A 20,345-nucleotide genomic window follows, 5' to 3' on the forward strand; every position below is an offset into this window, starting at 1 on the left:
GCTTGCTTAAAATTGGTCTTGATGAACAAACCATCAAAAAAGGATTAAATTGCACTGATGAGCAAATTAAAGAGGCAAAAGCCAATTAAATAAAAATATTTGTTTTACAATTTTTTTGTTATCGCGCAATCAATTTTTTGAAAAGGTTACATTGCGCGATTTTTTTAAGATCTCATGAGGTTTAATGTGAAAAAACGCCGAAATGTTGTTTGGCAAATTCGACTTTTTCATCAACACTCATGGATTTTGCATTAGGCAGTGCTTCAATAAGTCTTAATCTTGGCAATAATCCGGCATTATTGGCAATTTGTATGGCAAGACCCGGTCTTGCATTAAGCTCAAGCAGCATCGGACCTTTATCTCTATCAAGCACAATGTCCGTTCCGATATAACCAAGCCCTGACATTTCATAGCATGATGAGGCGAGTCTTAACACTTCATCCCAGTGCGGTACTCTTAGTTTAAATAAATCTTTATGGGTATCTGGATGATATTCAATCGGATCGTTGTGCTGAACTCCGCGTACCGCTCTTCCTGTGCGTACACAGATCCCGACTCCGACAGCGCCTTGGTGAAGATTGGCTTTGCCGTCTGATGCAGCTGTGGATAGACGCATCATGCACATGATAGGAAAGCCTTGAAATACGATGACGCGGGTATCGGGTACGCCTTCATAACTGTATCCGTCAAAGACGCTGTCAAAGTGAATCAAATCTTCAATTAATGCAATATCCTGTTTGCCGCCTAATGAAAATAAGCCCGCAAGAATATTTGATGCGTGACGGCGCAGATCGTGTGCGTTTATCGTCTGTCCTGACGCTTTGGTAAAAGATTTTCCAGTACTTGAAGTAATAACCAAAATGCCTTTACCGCCTGATCCTTGAGCCGGCTTTATACAAAATTCTTTATGCTTTCCGATGATTTCAACGATGTTTTGAACATCATGCTGATTGCGGATCACGCCTAAGAGTTTAGGTGTAGTAATGCCGTTTTTCAGCGCTATCTCTTTAGTCTTAAGTTTATTGTCGACTAAGGGGTAAAGATTTCTTTTATTGTAGCGGCCTATATAATTTACGTTACGCTGATTCATTCCCATGATCCCGAAATTAATAAGATTCATGGGGTTTGTGTAGCGCTCTGTAATAGGTCTTAAAAGATTTTTGATAATCATCATTAAGACCTCTTATTTATTATCATTATCGCTATGCTTAAAAGACGGAAAACCCTTGGCTTTCTCTTGTTTTAATTCTTTGCGTTCACGCTTTAATCTGATTGATTCAAGCTCGGTGCTGTCACCGTTTGAATATTCATTGATATTGTCGGCAAGCGGTTTAAAGCGCTTTAATTCTGAAAGACGGAATCCTGTGTAATTACCCATAAGAAGCACGAGTGCAAGGATAATAAACTGAATACCGATAAAGTTGGAGGTCAGATGTTCAATGGTAAGACTGCTCATGGCAATATAAGCGCAGACTGCCACGAAAAGTGATCCTCCGCCTTGAATGAATACTTCTTTATAACCTTCTTCTTCCCAGATAATTGACATGCGCTCGATGGTCCATGACAAAATGATCATCGGGAAGAAAGTGACTTTAATACCTTCGGTAAGTCCGATTTTATAAGTGATAAAGGCAATGGCACCGATAATGCCGATCACCGTGATGATAACCGCCGATATTCGCGCCACCAGTAAAAGATTAAGGTGCGACAACCAAGATCTGACGATAAGTCCTATTGCCACGATAGAAACGAAGCCGATTAAGCCGACCGTTAAAGATGTCTGCAAAAATGCCATGGCAATCAGAACCGGCATGAAAGTACCTGAAGTTTTGATACCGACAATGATGCGTAAAAATACTACGATGATAACGCCTATCGGCAGCAGCAGAATGCTTTTAAACATTGACTGCTCTTCAATAGGGAGGTTGTCAATGGAGAATGAGACTATGTCATCGCCAAGAACGCGGGTAGCGGCAACTTTTAAGGCTCCTGCGGTATTTGCCGGCATGGAGCGGCTTACCATAGAGAAACTGATGCGGGCATTTTGTCCGCCTTCTACGTCAAGAATTGATCCGTCATGGTTGACCCAAATAAGCTCATTTGCAGTAAGCCCTGAATTTCCGGTTTCCGGGTCGAAAATTTCATAGTTGGTTTTATCAAAAACAGCTACTTTATCACTTAATCCGCGGTTGCGGCGTCCGTCTTCAAGGTTTAAGACTTTAATTACGCGCGCAGGAATTTGACCGATTTCAAGGATCTTAGTAAGAAGCTGGGCTTTTGAGTATTTGGCATAAAGTAAAGAGGCTATTTCTTTTTGACGCTGCAGCTCGTTTATGACTTGCACCGTGTATGAGAAAGGTGATGAAGAACGGGACATGGCAGCAGAGGCGATTTCACCCATAGCCGTGGCATAAGGCTCGGGCTCTACGTTCTTTGAAAGCTCGGGAACGGTCATGGAAGATCCTTTTGAATCTTCATCAACTAAAAAGTCAGCTTGGTAATAAAGAGTTTGCAAGCCGAAAGGATCACGTTTGGTCCACTGTACGTAAGCCGCGTTATCCTTTGTTATATAGCTGGTGCCGAAGCCGATGCTTGAAGTGTTCTGCTTTATTTGTGAAAAGCCTGGCTGGACTCCCGGCAATGCAAGATTGACGGTGACGGCGTTAGATTCAATCGGCTCGAATTCCACTTTGGCTTCTACCGACCAGACGGTACGCTGCTGTCCGGGCAGAAAAGGAATTTCAAAAACAATATGCTGATAAAGCATTAAAGCAATGCCGATCACGAACAAAATAGCGGTAACGATGTAAAAAACGCCGCGTGATACCATGATGAATGTCCTTTAAAATTTTAGAATTTATTTTTTCTCTTGATTGGCTGCATTTCGCTTGTCAATGACCGGAGGCAAAGCTTTTTCAGCATCATCGCCAAGATTGGATCCGTTATCGGCAGGATATGCAATCTTCCCTGCCGATTCATTGATATTTTGTTTATCAAACTCAGCATTAGGATTGATGCCTTTATCTTTGGCCGCATTGTATGCGTCGCGGTTTAAAAGCACCAGTACATTATTTTCGCGTTCAAATATATGCTGTCTTGAGACATCCACAACAGCAATGTCCTGAATAAATGTGCGTCCGATAAGTAATGCGTACTGCATTTTGCTTCTGTCAGTAAGAGTAAATTCCGAAGCGGCGGAGTAATCGCCGATTTTAATGTTAAGGCTTACGACAGGGCGCTTGGTTACTGTGTCTTTTGATGACTGACGAATTTCAGAATAACGGACATGGGGTGCTTCCATCTCAATGAAACGGTCATTGGCGGCAAGCGTGAAACGATACCATTTTTTACCGTTGCGCTCAAATTCGGTTATGTCGGTAGCGCTGATAGAGGAAACTGCAGCACCGGTATCGATTCTGGCATCGATATAAGCGTTGGCTTCTTTTACATAGATAAACTCATCTTCACCGAAAATCATTTTCCCGTCGGGAGTTGAGTTTGAAGAAGATCCTTTTACGCTTACTGTTCCTTCTTTATTGTTTGAAGATGCTTTATTTTTATCTTTCATAAGAGTGTAGGCTAAGGTCTCATTTTGACGACGCAATTGTCTTAATTCACGCAAAATCGTATTGCGAAAAGCTTTATCTTCTTTTTGGTCGGCGTCAATTCTTGATTTTAAGGAACGGATATTGGCACGCTGGCTGTTAAGCTCTTCATTGATGCTTTGCATAACGCCGGATATTTCAGTTAAGCGGTTGTTGGTTTTATCAAGTGCTGCCGTATCAGCGGCATAAGCGGTAAAAGCGGTTATACATGATGATAAAACGACGATTTTTAATAGGTTTAACATCTAAGCCTCGTTAAAATGATCACGGCTAGCAATGTAGCACTTTTTATATGCGATATTTTACTACGCAAAGTCTAACCTAAGAAAGATAGAAAAAAATTAGCTTTCTTTTAAAATCGTTTAAAAAGTTAAAGTTTTTTAGGACTTTAGCTTAGCGATGCTTTGCCGCATCTTACTCATGTTCTTTTCAAAAGTTTCTTTTTTCAACATGGAGACTTTAGTGTAAAGAACATCATTTATAGCCATGTGGATTAAGCGTGAAACGGATGCTTCCGAGTTGTTTTTTACTTCAGGTCCTACGCCTATCAACACTTCGTCGGCTATTTTTGACGCAGGAGATAGAGTATGGCTTGTTATCAGGATAATTTTGCCGCCGTTTTCTTTTATTATTTGTAAATTGTTTAAAAGATCAACAGAGCTTCCCGTATAAGATACGGCAAGAACCAAAGTGTCTTTAGTTGAACATGCTGATAATGTAGCCTGTTGATGCGGATCTGCTGAAAATTCGCAAGAAATACCCAGGCGCACGAAGCGGGTGGCGATATCGCTGCAGACGGTTGCCGAGTTTCCGTAGCCAAAACAGATAAGACGTGAGGCTTTGCTGATAAGCAAGGCACTGCGATCAAGGGCATTAAAATTTAAAAGTTTAAGCGTGTTGTTTAAACCGTCTGAAATATTCTGAAATATTTTATGGCTTATGCTTTGACAGTTATCGTTATTTGAAATGTTTTTATCAAAAGTATTAACGCTGTCAGCTCCGGCAAACACGATTTTAAGGGATTGAAGTCCCGCAAGATTGAGTTTTTTACAAAAGCGTGAGATGGTGATTTCAGATACCGAAGTGGCATTTGCCAGATCGGAAATTGTCATTTGTAAAAAATGATTAAGATTGGCACTTATATAGTTGGCGATTTTTATATCTGCCTTGGTAAAAAGTCTTGAGTTTGCTGAAAATAAGCTGATTGCCAAAGTATTATCATGCAGAACGTAAGCATATTTTTTTTCGTTTGGCATAAGGGTTCCTTAAAATTATCGTGCTTTTACTTAAAGATTATAAAGAAGATCCCTTTTTAGGGATCTTCTTTAGCGGCTTTATATTAATTGCTCCAATTGTGATGAATGGTTTCTCCGTTGTGAACCAGGGTAAAGGTATGGGCACCGAAATAGTCGCGCAGTCCTTGGATTAAGTTGGCGCCGACAATCGGGGTGGACATGGTGTCGATATAGCTTATAGCCTGCATGAAAGTCGGTACGGGTATTCCGGTGGCTACGGCTAAAGCTGCGACTTTACGGGCAGAGGGCAGGCACTTATTGATTTTTTCCTTAAAGAAAGGAGCGTCAATCAGGTTTTTAAGCTCAGGATCTGCGGCAAAAGCATTAGTGATATCGTTTAGGAATTTTGCCTGAATGATGCAGCCGCCGCGGAAGATTTCGGCAATTTTACCCAATCTTAAATTCCAATTGTAAGCATCTGATCCGGCTTTATATAAAGCAAAACCTTGGGCATAAGCGGCAATCTTGCCAAGATAGAGGCATTTTTCGACAATATCGATAAGCTCTTCTTTATCAATATTTACTGAAATAGGTTTGACAAAAGCATCTTCACGCAAGGAGCGTACTTCAGGCTCGGCACTGCTGAAGCGGCAGTTGCAGGCGCTGTCGATTAAGCTTAGATCGACACCTAAATTAAAACCTGAAATCGCAGTCCATTTGCCGGTACCTTTTTGTCCGGCGCTGTCTTTGATGTCATCGACAAGCGAGCCCGGGGCATAGGGATTTTTTTCGGCAAGAACCTTCGAGGTGATGCTGATTAAATAGCTCTTAAGCTCTCCTTCGTTGTAACGGCTGAAAATATCGGCAAGTTCATCATTTGAAAAATTACCGAGGCGTTTTAACAGTAAATAGCTTTCAGCGATAAGCTGCATGTCGGCATATTCAATACCGTTGTGCACCATCTTAACGAAGTGTCCGGCGCCGTCTGTTCCCATGTAGGCACAGCACGGTTTGCCGTCAGATGCTTTGGCTGAAATATCTTCAAGGATTTTACCGACAAGTCCATAGCTTTGCTCCGTACCGCCCGGCATGATAGCAGGGCCTTTACGAGCACCGGCTGCTCCTCCTGAAACTCCGACGCCAGCGTAGATTATGCCTTTTTTGGCAAGTTCAAGGGAACGGGCTCTTGTGTCCTCGAAGTTTGAGTTGCCGAGATCCATTACGATATCGTCTTTTTCAATAAGACCGTCGAGGGAATGTAAAACGGCGTCAACCGGCTTGCCAGCAGTTACCATGATAATGATTTTACGCGGGACTTTAAGGCTTGCTACCATAGCTTTTATATCAGTAAAAGCTTCGGCATTTTCATGCGGGGTTTCTTTTTGGAATTTTTCTACCAAATCCGCAGTGTAATTGTAAACGGCAATTTTATAACCGTGATCAGCAATATTTAATGCAAGATTGCTGCCCATAACGCCAAGACCGATTAAAGCGATATCATTGTGCCCCATGAGAAAACTCCTTAATAGTGTATTAATTTGGATTTTCAATATTAATTTTGATGGAATGACGTCAATTTAATCTAAATTTAATGAAATGTTTATATCAATTTTAGCGTTTCGCCAAACAGATCAACAAAAAAGAGGACTTTATACAAAGCTTGATTTAAAGCGGATTTAAAAAGTTATCAATTCGACTTTTTTCTGTGATGTAGAGCTCATCTGCAAATTGCATGAGATCTTCGGTTTTATCGAACTCGTCAGGGCTTATAAGAGTATCTGATTTAAAGTTAAGGCGTAAAAGCTGTTCGGGTTTTAAAAGTCTTTTGGCAATTTGGTTGGTTGCTTCTGACTGCAATGACGCTAAAAACTCGGTAAGAGTTCTTATTTTCCAGCCGTTTATAAGTCCCCAGCGTTTGTTTTCATCGTCGTAGAATCCGGAAAAATGACCTGATCCTAAAGAAATTACCTTGATTTTATCTAAAGGAACTTTAAAGTGATCGCGCGCAACTGCAATCGCCGACAAAATAGGGTTGTTTCCCCACATACCGCCGTCTGCCAAAAGTCTGCCGTCGACAATGGTAGGATCAAAGTAGGTAGGGGCGCTGCAGGAGGCTAATATCGCTTCGTAAAGATAGGGGTTGTCATCTGCAAAGCTTGAAAACAAATGACCGGATCCGGCCTTAAGATCGGTAGTGGGAATTAACAGCGGTAGTTTGACGTCTTTTAGCCGCTTTTTGCCGAAAACCTGACGCAGTACCGCTTTTAAGCGTCCGTTGTCATAAGAGCTTTGTACCGCTTTTTCTAAAAGTCTTGGACCGAAGAAAAATTTTTTGGAAAAAATAATCGATCCGGAAGCCTGGTATAAAGAAACGATAATGCTCGGATCAATTTTTAACGCCATGCAGGATGCGATTATGGATCCGGTACTGGTCCCCGCGATTAAGTTAAATGCAGGCAATTTGCTGCTTGAACGCAACAGCTCCAGGAGCCTTGCGGCAAAAACTCCGCGGATGCCTCCGCCGTCAATGCTTAAAATCACAAATTGCTGCATGTTCAACCTCTTTTGCAATATGCATATTGTAGACGGTAAAAAATTTTTTTGCAGTCAAAAGTCCGCAATTGTCTGTAGAGTACGCATGAAAAATCACCGTTTTGGAATTTTTTTTGTGATGTAATTTACAAAAATTGCCTTGTGCTAAAATTTGCGCACGAATTTTTCAAGAAAGCGGGATTTAACATGAGCTTTATCGATTCTTTCATGCAGATGGCGGTATTGTTTTTACTGGTTATCGTCGGTTTTTTATGTAATCGCTGCAAATTAATGGATGAGCAGTTTGATAGACGTCTTGCCGCGCTTATCATTAATCTTACCGCACCTTTTATCATTTTAGCTTCGGTAATGGGTGACACTTTGCCCAAAAGAGAAGATATTCTGCCCGTGTTCGTGGCCGGTACTTTATCCTTGCTCTTTATGGTGGCTGTTTCTTTTCCGGTGACTAAATTAATGCGCCTATCCCCGGAAGAGTCAGGTGTTTATAAGTTTATGTATGTTTTTGGCAACATCAACTTTATAGGTTTTCCTGTTGTCGGATCGCTTTTTGGTACCGAAGCGATTTTTTACGCCAGCGTTCTTACTATTCCTTTTAATATTCTGGTGTTTGCATTAGGAGTTTTGTTTATAACCCAGGGCAAGTCCACCACGAGATTTAATTGGAGAATTCTGTTTTCACCATGTCTTACAGCTACGTATCTTTCGATTATCATTGTGTTCTTTCAGATAAAAGTTCCGCATCCTATAGCACAGTGTTCCTCGCTTATCGGATCGATTACCATCCCCGGATCGCTTTTGATTATCGGATCTACTCTTGCAGGAATTCCGGTCAAATCAATGTTCGGATCTCCTAGAATCTACATCATGTGCCTTATAAAGCTTTTAATCGTTCCGGCAATTATTTATGCCATCTTCCTTATTTCTCCCATTGACAGAAAATATGCGGATGTTTTGGTTGTTTTATGCGCAATGCCGGTTGCATCATATGGAACGATGCTGTGCTTAAAACACGGTATTGAGACTAAAACCATGGCGCAGGGTACTTTCATGACAACGTTATTGTCCGTTTTTACCATCCCTCTGTTAGCTATTATGCTTTAATTTTTAGGTAAACCTTAAATTAAGAAGATCCTGTCATGTGCACTTTGACAGGATTTTTTATTTTTTACTTACACTTTAGCCGGATTAATTTGTTTTGTATAAGATTGCATTTGTATACTGTTTCAATTGATTTTTACCTATCAGGTTTTAAGTAAAAATGAAAAAATTTTCAGTTTTAGCGTTGGCTGCAGCTGCTGCCTTTATCGGTACTGCAGAAGCCTCCTTTTGGATGAATGCGTCAGGCTCTCATAATTCAGATGCTGATTTAAGCGGAGCCCAAGGCGATGTCAGTATTTCAACATACAACATAGTAGGCGGTTATGATTTTGTAACCGTAGGTTATAAGCGTACTGATTATGACTTTTCGTCATCGTCGTCTGACTGGTACGATTCACTTAATTATCTTTATGTGGATTTACATCATAATTTTGCTTTAAACGATACTTTCGGTGTTTTCGGCGGTCTTACTCTTGCATCAGGCTTTGAAGATGATTTTCATTTTGACGACAATTATTCCATAAGTCCGCGAGCAGGAATTTCCATCAGTTTTACCGATCGCATTACCGGTTTTGCCGGTGCTTATGCACAGTTTAATGAAGTTGACAACAAATATCTGCCGATTTTAGGCGTCAAAATCGGTAATGACAGCGAAAGAGGCTTATCCGGATCAATCGCTTATCCTGCAACTCGCATTAATTATCGCTTTAACAGCATGCTGGCGCTTGAAGGAACTTTCCTTACCATTAAGGATTTATATCAGTTAAGCGACGATTCAAGTAAATTAAAAAAAGGTTATGTCTTTGAAGAAGGGTACGGCGTGTCCGGAGGCGTGGTTTTAACTCCTTTAAAAGGCATGTCGGTGCGAGCCGGAATTCAATCCTATTTTGATCGTGAATACACATATTACGATCATGGCGGAAATGAAAGAAGCAGCGTGGATGTCGATCCTTCAGTAGGCTTTTATGCCAACTTAAGCTACGGTTTTTAGTTAGAACAGTCAAATCAGACTTTTTAAGCCCTGTTATGAATTTTTGTAACGGGGCTTTTGTTTGTAAGTTTCAGCCTATTTTAATTAGCAGTTTACCTATTTCTTTTCTATTTAAAAAGTCCTTAATCGCAGAGTCTGCGTGGAGAACCCGTTGATACCGACTTCTTAAGTGTTGAAATTTAAGGAGCTCTTTATTTAATGTAAGACTCTCATCACTCCATAGAGCGGCATGTCGGATCTTTCTATAATGACCGCATCGATGCGGACTAATGATTGGCTTTAATAAAATTGAGTTAAAGATATGGTCGTTCTTTAATGATATGGGAACCTGGCAGCTTCTATGGTTGAATTTAAGCGCAGCGGTCATCTGGCAACATTAATCATCAACATTTTTATGTTGTGCTGTGGTTTATTAATAACACAGGTGTTTAATGTCGGATCAGCCAAGTGGCTACTGCAGGATTGCGCTTAATGTTTTTTTCATATAAGAAGACTCCATTAAAAAATGTTTAATAAACATTAAATGGAGTTACATACTTTTTCATTTACACACTCTCTATGAAAGAGGAGAATGAAGCTTTCTGAGTTTACATATTGTAATTTTTAAATCCATCCTTTTTGTTTGAATTTCTCAATCATTGCTAAATCTTCCTCAGTTGGTAGTGTGGCGTTGCTCCTATTCTTTTGATAATTGGATTCCCAATCCTGTAAAAGTTGCATTATTTCTGTAGCAACAATTTTATCTCGGTGTTCAATGTTTTCCAAAGTCCAGTCATTGTTTGTACTTGCTATCAATATTTTTGTAACTTCTATTTTCGATTTTTGATATTCCTGTTGTTTTTTCTTGAAATAGCCGTTGCTGGCAATTATATTCAATTTCCGTTCAAATGGAGTTTTATTTCCAATATGCTCTATCATTTCGTAGACTTTCTCTGCGTCCACATCTGGGAAATAGGATTCTTGCCATTTTCGTGGAAGAATATGTTCTAATTGCCAATTATCAGGCAATAATTGTTCTTGATGATTGTATGCGTAACATTTCATGAGCATACGCACAATGTTTCTATGTGGAACGCGTATTTGGCTTTCCAAAAGAGATTTGTCTATTTCGCGAAAGTCGAAATCAGGGTGTGGGTCATTAATAATCTTTGCATTTAGTTTCATGATGTCACTTTTGACAGCATTAATGTTAGGAAACAGCAAAAATCGAGTCATCAACTCTTCTATCAATTTGTTGAGGAATAGAAGGAATTCTGTATTGAACATTTCTCTGTTTCGATGCGATAGATAATAATTAATGACAGGATACTTCCAATACTCATTAGGATATGAAGTTAAGATGTCCAAGGCTTTTCTTATTTTTGCATCATCGTCCCAATTTTCTTCTGGTATATCTTGATTTGTATTTACGACTTTCCATAAGTTTAGTACTGTTTTTAATCTTTCCATTAAATTTGGTTCAAAAAGCCTTTCTGATTTATTGGTCGAATAATATTTTCTTACACCTGGTGTTGTGGAACTAACATCATTCTCTTTGGCTCTAAGATAAAACATGTAGTAATAAAATAATTGTTGAATACTTTCGTGTGCTTCTGTAGCCTCTTTTTCCAATGCCTTCCATTGACTGATAAATTTTTCTTTTTCATCGTCTTTCAAGTTATTGTATATTTTAGCTTTGAATATGTCTGCATCGGAAAGAGGAAGTCCTCTGTTGTTTAATGTAGAGAAAATAGTCAAAGCTGTGTCTTGGCTGTCTGCACAAATGGGGAGTAATATAGCCTGATTTAGAAGGGCATAGATAAAGTCATACACCTTTAAAGGTGATTTTGCGCAATGATCGTCATATAGCTTTTGGAATAGCAGGTAATTCTTAGAGTAGTTATCGTTGGCGTCTGGATTGGCCATACCATCTTTTAGAATGTTTCGTAATATTTCATTGCCCTCATTGTCTACTACTCTTGAGGTTAGGAGAATATTGTTATAATCAACTTTTCCTGTACGGTTGTCTGTACGCCAAATAGCAGGTTCTATTTGACGGATGAAATTTTGAGCTGCGTCAGTTTGTACATCATCTCCTTTGTTAAGTTTTGTATAAATGGCGCGTAAAAGCAGAAACAACGATGTGATGCGCTGTTGTCCATCTATGATTTCTTGTTCACTATTTTCATTTTCAAATGAAACAATACTTCCTAAGAAGTATGAGCCATTTCGGTCTAATCCGCCGATGGTGGTGGCAAATTCCCAAATATCTTCAAATAAAGTTTCAACTTGTTCAGAAGTCCATGCATACGGTCTTTGATATTCAGGAATAATGAAAGGTTTAGTTCTTCCGGTTTTCAAGAGTTCTGCTACACTTTGTTTATTGACGCTTATTGTTGTTGCCATTTTTGCTAATTTCTAAAATTTTATTATTTGGATTTATTTTCTATATTACCATATTCAGTCTTTGAGCTCAGCTGCCTGCGTAAGAGTTCTCTAGCAAGCAATACAATTCCTGTTTAGTTGAAGTCTCTTCATTGTATGTCCATTTACACTCTTAAAAGGTCAATGCTTATTTAAACCTGTTTACGGATGAAATACTGCAGTGACTGCTGCGGAGGTTAAACAAATTTCAGCTACTGTTGTTAAAGGAACGCGAAAGGCCGTCGTTTAACATACAACAAGTTAGGGTATCGTTTTGTCATCACCGTCGCGGTAACCCTTCCCGTCGACAGCGGTAAGGAATCGAAGATAAATCAGGATCAAACGCTGAAATAAGTTGAGGCAGACGGTCAGAATGAAAACGCTGTAACTTAATCTGGATTTTCTAGAAGATATATAAATACTATACCAATCAATATTTTTATAGCCGGTTCGCTTGGACTTTCCCATGCTACTCATCTCCAATGTAATTTTCGGGTTAGGCAAGTACAAACAACAGACATAAAACAAATCATAAGGTCATGGGAATCTTACTTTTCAATACGGTGAGCAGGTCTTTTACAGTTTAAAAAAGGTGCAAAATTTTGTGACTTAAAAAAAGTTATTGCAAAGCAACCTTTGTAAGCTTAAACTAACCATGGTTGTATTAGCTTTAGCTAATTTATATTGTATAAAGCTAATTATTGTTATCTATGGCTATTAAGATATTTTTATGAAAACACTAGATACGCTAAAACCCGGAGAGAATGCCGTTATTACCGGCATTAACGGACAGAATACGTCTTTGCGCCGCCGCTTGCTCGATATGGGTTTAACCCTAAATACAAATGTTTCTTTGGTGCGCGAAGCTCCGTTTGGTGATCCGATAGAGCTTGAGGTTCGCGGATACTCACTTACCATCAGAAAAAGCGATGCTCAATTAATTGAGGTTAAATGATATGGCTTGTCAGAAAATAGCGCTTATCGGTAATCAGAATTCAGGCAAAACAACTTTATTTAATGCCTTAACCGGAGCCAATCAGTACGTAGGAAACTGGCCAGGCGTTACTGTAGATAAAGTTGTCGGTACTTTAAAAAGTGGGGATACCAAGGTAGTTGATCTGCCGGGACTTTATTCATTGTCTCCGTATTCCCCTGAAGAAATCGTTAGCCGTGAATATTTGTTGTCAGGTGATTACGATCTTATCGTCAATGTAGTTGATGCTGCTCACCTTGAGCGCAGTTTGTCTTTAACGGCTGAACTGCTTTCATTTAATAAAAACATTATCGTTGCTTTAAATATGATGGATGTCGCCAAGAACAATCATATTGAAATCAATGTTAATGCCTTGGAGCAAAAACTCGGAATTAAAGTTATCCCGATGTCTGCATCAACCGGTGACGGCGTACAGGATTTGGTGAATGCTTTAAACAATGTTCCGCAAAGACAGAAGGCAACCATTTATCCGCAGGAAATAAAAGAGGCTGTCGTAAAAATCGGTTCCTATCTAAAAGATAAGAACGATTTTGAGAAAGAATTTATTTCTTTATGCCTGCTGCAAAATGATAAGGTCTATGTTCATGAATATATGACCGATGAGCTTTTGCAGGTTGAGCTTGTTAAAATCCGTGCCGTTTTGGAAAAACAATACGGTCAGGATATGGAAAGCAAGCTTGCGGGGCTTCGTTACGCATTCGTTGATGAGGCAGTAAAAGCATCCGTTGTAAAAGCTGCGGCAAATCGCTCCAAGAATTTCTCTCGCGCCGTAGACAATATCGTAACTAACCGTTATCTGGCATTACCGATTTTTGCCGTTATCGTCTATGTTGTTTACTACCTTGCCGTAAGCACAATCGGTACCTGGGGTACTGACTATGCCAATGACGTTATTTTCGGTGAGTGGGCAACAAATGGGGCTGCTTACGTCCTTGACAGCATCAGCGCTCCTGAGTGGTTGTCCGGCCTTATTATTGACGGTGTTATAGGCGGTGTCGGTGCGGTATTAGGCTTTGTGCCGCAGATGATTGTGCTGTTCATTTTGCTCTCCTTCCTTGAGCAGTGCGGTTATATGACCCGTGTCGCTTTCGTTCTTGATCGCATCTTCCGTCATTTCGGTCTGTCAGGTCGCTGCTTTATTCCAATGGTTATTGCCTCAGGCTGTGCTGTACCTGCCATGATGGCATCAAAATCAATTGATAACATCAATGAAAGACGCATTACTTTAATTGCCACTTCTTTCATTCCGTGCTCTGCTAAACTGCCTATTTTGGCAATGATTGCCGCAGCGTTTTTCCCTGATTCAACCATCGTGGCTCCGGGTGTTTACTTCCTTGCCATTATTTCGGTTATAGTTACCGGCGTTATCTTAAAGAAGGAAAGCGCTTTTAAAGAAGAAGTTTCTCCTTTTGTCATGGAGCTGCCTGACTACCATATGCCGACACTTGGCAATATCGCAAGAAGCGTTTATTTACGCTGCAGAGCCTTTATCGTTAAAGCCGGTACCATCATTTTCTCAACGGTAGTCTTGGTTTGGTTCTTATCAAGCTTTAACTTTACCGACGAAGGCTTTGGTATGGTTGAAGTCGGTGATTCAATGCTTGCCGCCATCGGCTCTGCCATTGCCTTTATCTTTGTGCCGCTTGGATTCTCCTCCTGGCAGTGTGCGGTCGCAATTTTTACCGGTTTGCTTGCCAAGGAGAACGTTGTCGGTACTTTGGCAGTACTTCTTGGTGTAGGTGCTGATGTTGCCGAAGATGATGCTACCTTGGGTGCAGCCTTGCACGGTGAGTTCTCAACCAGTGCCGCGGCTTTATCCTTCCTTGCCTTTAACTTGTTCTCCACTCCGTGTATTGCGGCTTTGGGAGCAATGAAGCGTCAGCTGTCAAGCTCTAAGATGTTTTCTTTTGCCATTGTCTATTTGACGGTTTGGGCTTATGTTTACGCCTTTATCATCTATCATTTAGGCGGTCTTATCGTCGGTCAGGTGGCTTTTGGTGCCGGAACCGTAGTTGCATTGGTTCTTTTGGCAGCAATTCTTTACCTGTTGTTCCGTCCTGAAAAAGAAAAGCCGATGATGGGTATCAAAGTAAAAGCTGTCTGATAATCAAAGTTATTGTGTTTTAGTTTAGAGCCCGCATTAGCGGGCTTTTTACGTTTTATAACCCTTTTAAAAGAAAGTTTAATAATTATTTTAAATTAAACATTTTGTGAACCGGCTCTAAGAATATTTTTTGCTGTTTTTTATAATTACAACTTGTATATACAAGTTATGATTTAACGGTATAAAAATGGAATCGGAAAATATATATACCGCAATAGCTGCAAAACTTAGACAGCAAATCATGCAGGGAGAATTCAAAAACGGTGCAGTTTTCCCCAGCGAGTCGGAACTTACCAAAAGGTTTCAAGTTACTCGCACTACGGTACGTCATGCTCTTGAACTTTTAGTTAATGAAGGATTACTTTCAAAAAGCCAAGGGCGGCGCAATCGCGTGCAAATTCGCAAAATAACAAAAACGACTTGGAATTTCGCCTCGTTTTCCGAAGGAATGAGATCTGCCCATGAAATTCCGGTATCAAAAGTATGTAAAGCGCAAATAACGGCAGCTGACGATGGAAGTTACTTTAACCTGGTGCGCCTTCGCGGTATTAAACGCATTGCCGGTATTCAGTTTATGACTTATGAAGATACAAAAGTACCGCTTTCTCTCTTTCCGCAAATTGATCGCTTTGATTTTTCTGTTGTTTCTTTGTATGAAACCATGCGCAAAGAGTATGGAATTTATCCTTTTAAAGGCGAGTCGCAAATTTTTGCCGTTTTAGCCGATGAATTTTTAGCAAGGAGTTTTGCCGTGGCAGAAGGTTCACCCTTGGTTAAAGCCGTTCAATCTATTTTTGATAGAGAAGGAAGGCTAGTTGAGAAGGTTTCAATAGTTTACGCACCTGAGTTAATTATTAAACTTACGCAGGATGCCGGACATTAAATGAGGAGATAGTATGACGCTTAAAGACAAAATTGCAGGAACTTTGGCCGGTATGGTTTACGGTGACGCCTTTGGTGTTCCGGGGGAATTATGGCCGCGTGAAAAGCTAAGATCAAGATTCGGGACTATAGATACTTTTTTAGACGGGCCTGAAGATAATATCGTTGCCTGTTATTTTAAAGCAGGACATTATACTGACGATTCTTCACAGGCTCTTGTGATATTAGATGATTTGTTAAAGTACGGACGTGTCCCTGAAGTGGCGATTTTGGCTAAAGATTTGATTGCCTGGGTCGAATCGATGAACGGTTTTGAAATTAATCTTTTAGGCCCGAGCTCCAAAGCATCATTGCTTGCCCATGTAAAAGGAGAGGATTACACCAAGTTTACCAAAACTGCTTTGACTAACGGAGCTGCAATGCGCATCGCTCCCGTCGGAACATTCTTTAATTTTGATGAAACTGAAAGTTTATGCAGAACCGTAGCTAAAGTAAGCTCGGTCACTCACGGAACCGATGTGGCAATTGCCGGAGCAAGTATGGTGGCACAGGCCGTTGCAAGCGGACTTTCAGGCAGAAACTATGATGAAATGCTTGATGATATCTGCAAAGCATTTGATTGTGCCGTAACTTTAGGTGAGCCGACCTGGGCTGCATCCATTAAAGACAGACTCTTAAATGTTCTTGATAAGGCAAAAGATTGCGCTGATCCTGATAAGTTCAGTTTGCTTGTGTATAACTTAGTCGGAACAGGAACCATGACCTCCGAGTCGGTAACTGCAGCTTTAGCCATCGCTTATTATTGTCAGGATGTCGAAAAAGCAGCATTCTTATGTGCCAACATGGGCGGAGATACCGATACCATCGGATCGATGGCTTGTGCAATCTGCGGCGCTTTTAACGGTTTGTCCTCAGTAAAGAGCGATACGATTTCTTATCTTGAGAAAACCAATAATATTAATTTTGCCGATCTTGCCGACAAGATCATCAGTGCCAGAACTTCTTTTATTAAGGAGTGATTATGCAGTTAAAAGGGATTTTAAGTAGTCTTAATTCTAAGCATAAAGTATTTATTTTAGGATCGGCCGTAGTCGACTTGGTGCTTAGCGTTAACAGACTGCCAAAATCAGGTGAGGATATAGGTGCCGCCTTTCAAGGTGGAAAGGTTGGCGGCTGTGCCTTTAATGTCGCGGATGTCCTTATAAAACTTAATTTGCCGTGTTCTACGTATTTCCCTGTGGGTGAGGGAATGTTTTCCCAGATTGTAAAGCAGGAATTTATCAAGCGATCACTTGAGGTATCTCAAGTATGCGGTTGCGGTGATAACGGCTGGAATCTTTCAATAGTCGAACCTGACGGTGAAAGAACCTTTATTACCATGTCAGGACTTGAGTGCAGAATGCAGAAACAGTGGTTTGATAAGTTCTGTTTATCTGATTTTGATTATTTCTATTTGTCCGGTTATCAGGCGGAAGGGGAAAACGGCGACGTAATGCTTGAGATCTTAAAGCGCAAGCGCAAAGATTCTTTTTTAGTATTTGATCCGGGGCCTCGTTCTGAATTTATTCCGACAGAAAAATTGCACTGTTTTGAGAAGCTAAACTGCATATACACCATTAACGCCAAAGAAGCGTGCATTTTGAGCGGAAAAAATTATCCTGATGAGGCGGCGCTTGAGCTTTGCAAGCGTACCGGAAATCCTGCTGTTATAACGGATGGAGCAAAAGGCGCGTATCTTGCCTGTAATAATCAAGTAAGCTTAATACCGGGAGCATCCGTTAAGGTGGCAGATACCATCGGATCGGGAGATTCTCATACCGGCGGCTTTATTGCCGGTCTTATGTGCGATTTGGCTTTAGAAGATGCGGTAAAACTTGCAAATTACACTGCAGCTTATGTCACGGCACATCAGGGAGCGGCTTGTGCTCCGACAGCAGATCAGATGTCGGCTTTTTTCAATGAAACTTTGTAAGGTAAATTTGTGAGGAAAATAAAATGAGCGAAAATAACGCTTTAGCCTCTAAAATTGAAGTTAACGGAATTAATCCTATTCCTGACAACGAACGTTACGGCAAACCGTCAGGATTGTTTCCGATTTGGTTTTCATGGAATATCTCTATTTTCGGTATTACCTGCGGTATTTATGTTTTAAGCCTCGGCTTGTCGGTTTGGCAGGCGATGGTGGCCGGAGTTTTGGGATATTTTCTGTCTTGCTCCTTAGTAGGAATTCTTGCCGTAGGCAGCGTGCGTACCGGTCTTCCTACATTAGCGCAGTCTCGTTTTGCCTTCGGTTATCATGGCAATAAAATCCCGACCTTTTTCGGTTATGTAGCTAATATGGGCTGGAAAGTTACCATGCTTTCCATGGCTTCTACTACCCTTGCCGATCTGTTGTCTAATTTGCTGCCGTTTTTTGAGCAGGAATCAGGCTATCCTACGACTTTCTGTCTTTTGATTTCCTTTGCCGTAGTTATCGTGCTTACCATGGCAGGAGCCGTATATGGATATAACATGATTGTTAAAGTAGAGAAGTACATTGCCGTTATTACCGGCATAATGACGCTTATCTACTTGTTCTTCTTTATTCCTAATATTGATTTTGCAATCTTAGGCGATAAGCCTTCAGGAAGTATCGGCGTATTTTTGGGCGGCGTCGTTTTGGCTATGACCATGGTCGGTTTGGGCTTTTTAAATTACGGCGGTGATTATTCACGTTATCTGCCGCGTAATACCGGCGCTTTCGGGGTTATTTTCTGGACTACCTTAGGAATTGCTCTTCCAGTATCCGTACTCCTTATTTTAGGTGTAATGCTCGGAGCCGGAAATGAAGCTTTGGTTGAAAAAGCCGCTCATGAGCCTCTTGCCGCTTTGACCGGAATTCTGCCTTTCTGGTTTTATGTGCCTTTTTCAATCGTAATCATTATTTCCTTGATTTCAGCGGGCATGACCGGAGTATACAGCTCAGGCCTTGCGCTCTTGGCTATGGGCGTGCCTTTAAGCCGCGCTGCCACCACATTGTTAAATGCGGTCATTATCGCTTTGGGTTGCTTCTATCTGACCTTTATTTCAGACTCCTTCCTGTCTACTTTCTCTTCTTTCCTCGCTACGATTTCCGTTATTATGGGATCGTGGGGCGCTATTGAGATTGTTGATATGCTGCGTCAAAAGGCTTTAGGCTGGAATGTGGCAATGGTCAATCCTTACGGACAGGGCGGTCGTGACGGACGCTGGACGGCGCTTTTATCCTTAGGAATCGCAACTTTTATCGGTTTAGGTACCATTACTTCATCCGATCCTTACATCGCTTATATCACTTCATTCCTTTTAAGCGATGAGTTAAAGAACAGCGTATTCGCTACCGCTAATATCGGTCTTATCGTTGCCATGATAAGCGGTGCTTTAATTTACGCTGTTTTAACTTACGTATTAAAGATTAAAGTTGAACCCGTAATCTCTAAATAACAGGTACGACACTAATTAACACTTAGGGCAGAGAGTAGTTCCTTTCTGCCTTTTTTGTTGCGTTTTGTTTTGTCAAACAGTGTTTTAGCACTTCTTGAAGTACAATTGATCTGATAGATACATAAGTAATACAAGAGTTTTGTAGATGATTGACATTACCAAACTACCGCTTAGCGTTACTTCATTTAGCGACTTTGTTGCTAAATCTAAGATTTATGTTGATAAAACAGATCTCATTGCTAATTTAGCAAGATTTGATGCTCCGATCTTTTTATCCCGACCGCGCAGGTTCGGTAAGTCAACCTTAGTAAGCACTTTTCAAGAGCTTTTCTCAAACGGTCTTGAAAAATTCAAAGATCTTAAGATTGGTACTGAAGGTTTATGGAATGATAAAACTTATAAAGTAATTCATTTAGACCTGTCTTTAATTAAAGAAAATACGCAAAAATCTTTTGAAGAAGCTTTACTTACTCAATTAAAAATTGCGTGTGAAGCAACAAACGAAAATTTAAAACCAGTTTTATATAGTGCTGCTACGTACTTACAGTTATTTTTAAAACATAACACGGATAATCAGTATGTACTGTTAATTGACGAATATGATGCCCCATTAACTGCGGCGATGGCTGATAAAGAGGAATTTGAGAAAAGAAGAAGTGTATTATCCGAGTTTTTCTTAACAGTTAAATTTTACTCGAGCAAATTCAGATTTATTTTTATTACCGGTGTAACCCGTTATTCAAATACTTCGATATTCTCGGCTTTTAACAATATTAAAGATATAAGCTTCAATCCGACGTATGGCGCAATTGTCGGTTACACGCAAGAAGAGCTTGAGCATTATTTTGGAGATTATATTAAGAATGCGGCGGTTGCATTAAATGAAAAAGAAAAAACAGATAAATATACATATGAGATCATTTTAAACGAGCTTAAAAATAATTATGACGGATACTCTTTTGATGAGGAATGCGAACATCATGTTTACAATCCGTGGTCGATATTAAACTTTTTAAGC

16 protein-coding genes are annotated in these 20,345 nt (G+C 40.3%); 9 read left to right on the forward strand and 7 right to left on the reverse strand.

The features are described from left to right. Positions 1–181: 181 nt before the first annotated feature. The 6 genes from QZ019_RS04835 to QZ019_RS04860 form a co-directional block, all read right to left on the reverse strand. A complete protein-coding gene (locus QZ019_RS04835; protein WP_294565379.1) occupies positions 182–1,174 on the reverse strand; it encodes an alpha-L-glutamate ligase-like protein in 993 nt (330 codons plus the stop codon). 9 nt (positions 1,175–1,183) lie between these two features. Continuing rightward, complete coding sequence (locus tag QZ019_RS04840) at positions 1,184–2,830, reverse strand: inactive transglutaminase family protein (protein ID WP_294565376.1); 1,647 nt, start codon at positions 2,828–2,830, stop codon at positions 1,184–1,186. 27 nt (positions 2,831–2,857) lie between these two features. Then, positions 2,858–3,850 carry an ATP-dependent zinc protease gene (locus tag QZ019_RS04845; protein WP_295482786.1) on the reverse strand — a complete coding sequence of 331 codons (993 nt, stop codon included), beginning with the start codon at positions 3,848–3,850 and terminating at the stop codon, positions 2,858–2,860. A gap of 135 nt (positions 3,851–3,985) precedes the next feature. Further along, entirely contained in the window at positions 3,986–4,861 is an 876-nt protein-coding gene (locus tag QZ019_RS04850; protein WP_295482788.1) for a MurR/RpiR family transcriptional regulator, read from the reverse strand. A gap of 83 nt (positions 4,862–4,944) precedes the next feature. Then, positions 4,945–6,351, reverse strand: coding sequence for an NADP-dependent phosphogluconate dehydrogenase (gene gndA, locus QZ019_RS04855; protein ID WP_295482790.1), 1,407 nt, complete (start codon positions 6,349–6,351; stop codon positions 4,945–4,947). 154 nt (positions 6,352–6,505) lie between these two features. Continuing rightward, positions 6,506–7,393, reverse strand: a complete 888-nt coding sequence (locus QZ019_RS04860) for a patatin-like phospholipase family protein (RefSeq protein ID WP_294565365.1) — start codon at positions 7,391–7,393, stop codon at positions 6,506–6,508. A gap of 186 nt (positions 7,394–7,579) precedes the next feature. Between QZ019_RS04860 and QZ019_RS04865 the strand changes: the two genes are divergently transcribed. Both QZ019_RS04865 and QZ019_RS04870 read left to right on the forward strand, forming a co-directional pair. After that, complete coding sequence (locus tag QZ019_RS04865) at positions 7,580–8,494, forward strand: AEC family transporter (protein WP_295482792.1); 915 nt, start codon at positions 7,580–7,582, stop codon at positions 8,492–8,494. A gap of 157 nt (positions 8,495–8,651) precedes the next feature. Further along, positions 8,652–9,482 (forward strand): hypothetical protein, encoded by an 831-nt coding sequence (locus QZ019_RS04870; protein ID WP_009142368.1) that lies wholly within the window; start codon positions 8,652–8,654, stop codon positions 9,480–9,482. Positions 9,483–10,085: 603 nt separating this feature from the next. Here QZ019_RS04870 and QZ019_RS04875 read toward each other — a convergent pair. After that, positions 10,086–11,867 (reverse strand): DUF262 domain-containing protein, encoded by a 1,782-nt coding sequence (locus QZ019_RS04875; protein WP_009142371.1) that lies wholly within the window; start codon positions 11,865–11,867, stop codon positions 10,086–10,088. Positions 11,868–12,615: 748 nt separating this feature from the next. Here QZ019_RS04875 and QZ019_RS04880 point away from each other — a divergent pair. From QZ019_RS04880 to QZ019_RS04910, 7 genes are all read left to right on the forward strand, one after another. Next, complete coding sequence (locus QZ019_RS04880; protein ID WP_295482798.1) at positions 12,616–12,840, forward strand: FeoA family protein; 225 nt, start codon at positions 12,616–12,618, stop codon at positions 12,838–12,840. Position 12,841: 1 nt separating this feature from the next. After that, positions 12,842–14,983, forward strand: a complete 2,142-nt coding sequence (gene feoB, locus QZ019_RS04885; protein WP_295482800.1) for a ferrous iron transport protein B — start codon at positions 12,842–12,844, stop codon at positions 14,981–14,983. Between the two features lie 187 nt (positions 14,984–15,170). Beyond that, positions 15,171–15,866, forward strand: a complete 696-nt coding sequence (locus tag QZ019_RS04890) for a GntR family transcriptional regulator (protein ID WP_295482802.1) — start codon at positions 15,171–15,173, stop codon at positions 15,864–15,866. 13 nt (positions 15,867–15,879) lie between these two features. Next, positions 15,880–16,884: an ADP-ribosylglycohydrolase family protein gene (locus tag QZ019_RS04895; protein WP_295482805.1), complete on the forward strand. Its 1,005-nt coding sequence runs from the start codon at positions 15,880–15,882 to the stop codon at positions 16,882–16,884. 2 nt (positions 16,885–16,886) lie between these two features. After that, positions 16,887–17,837 (forward strand): PfkB family carbohydrate kinase, encoded by a 951-nt coding sequence (locus QZ019_RS04900; RefSeq protein WP_295482806.1) that lies wholly within the window; start codon positions 16,887–16,889, stop codon positions 17,835–17,837. A gap of 23 nt (positions 17,838–17,860) precedes the next feature. After that, entirely contained in the window at positions 17,861–19,327 is a 1,467-nt protein-coding gene (locus QZ019_RS04905) for a cytosine permease (RefSeq protein ID WP_294565344.1), read from the forward strand. Between the two features lie 145 nt (positions 19,328–19,472). Then, a partial coding sequence (locus QZ019_RS04910; RefSeq protein ID WP_295482809.1) for an AAA family ATPase occupies positions 19,473–20,345 on the forward strand: 873 nt, incomplete at its 3' end.

Source organism: uncultured Succinatimonas sp. (assembly GCF_905203285.1).
In the GTDB taxonomy this organism is placed as follows: domain Bacteria; phylum Pseudomonadota; class Gammaproteobacteria; order Enterobacterales; family Succinivibrionaceae; genus Succinatimonas.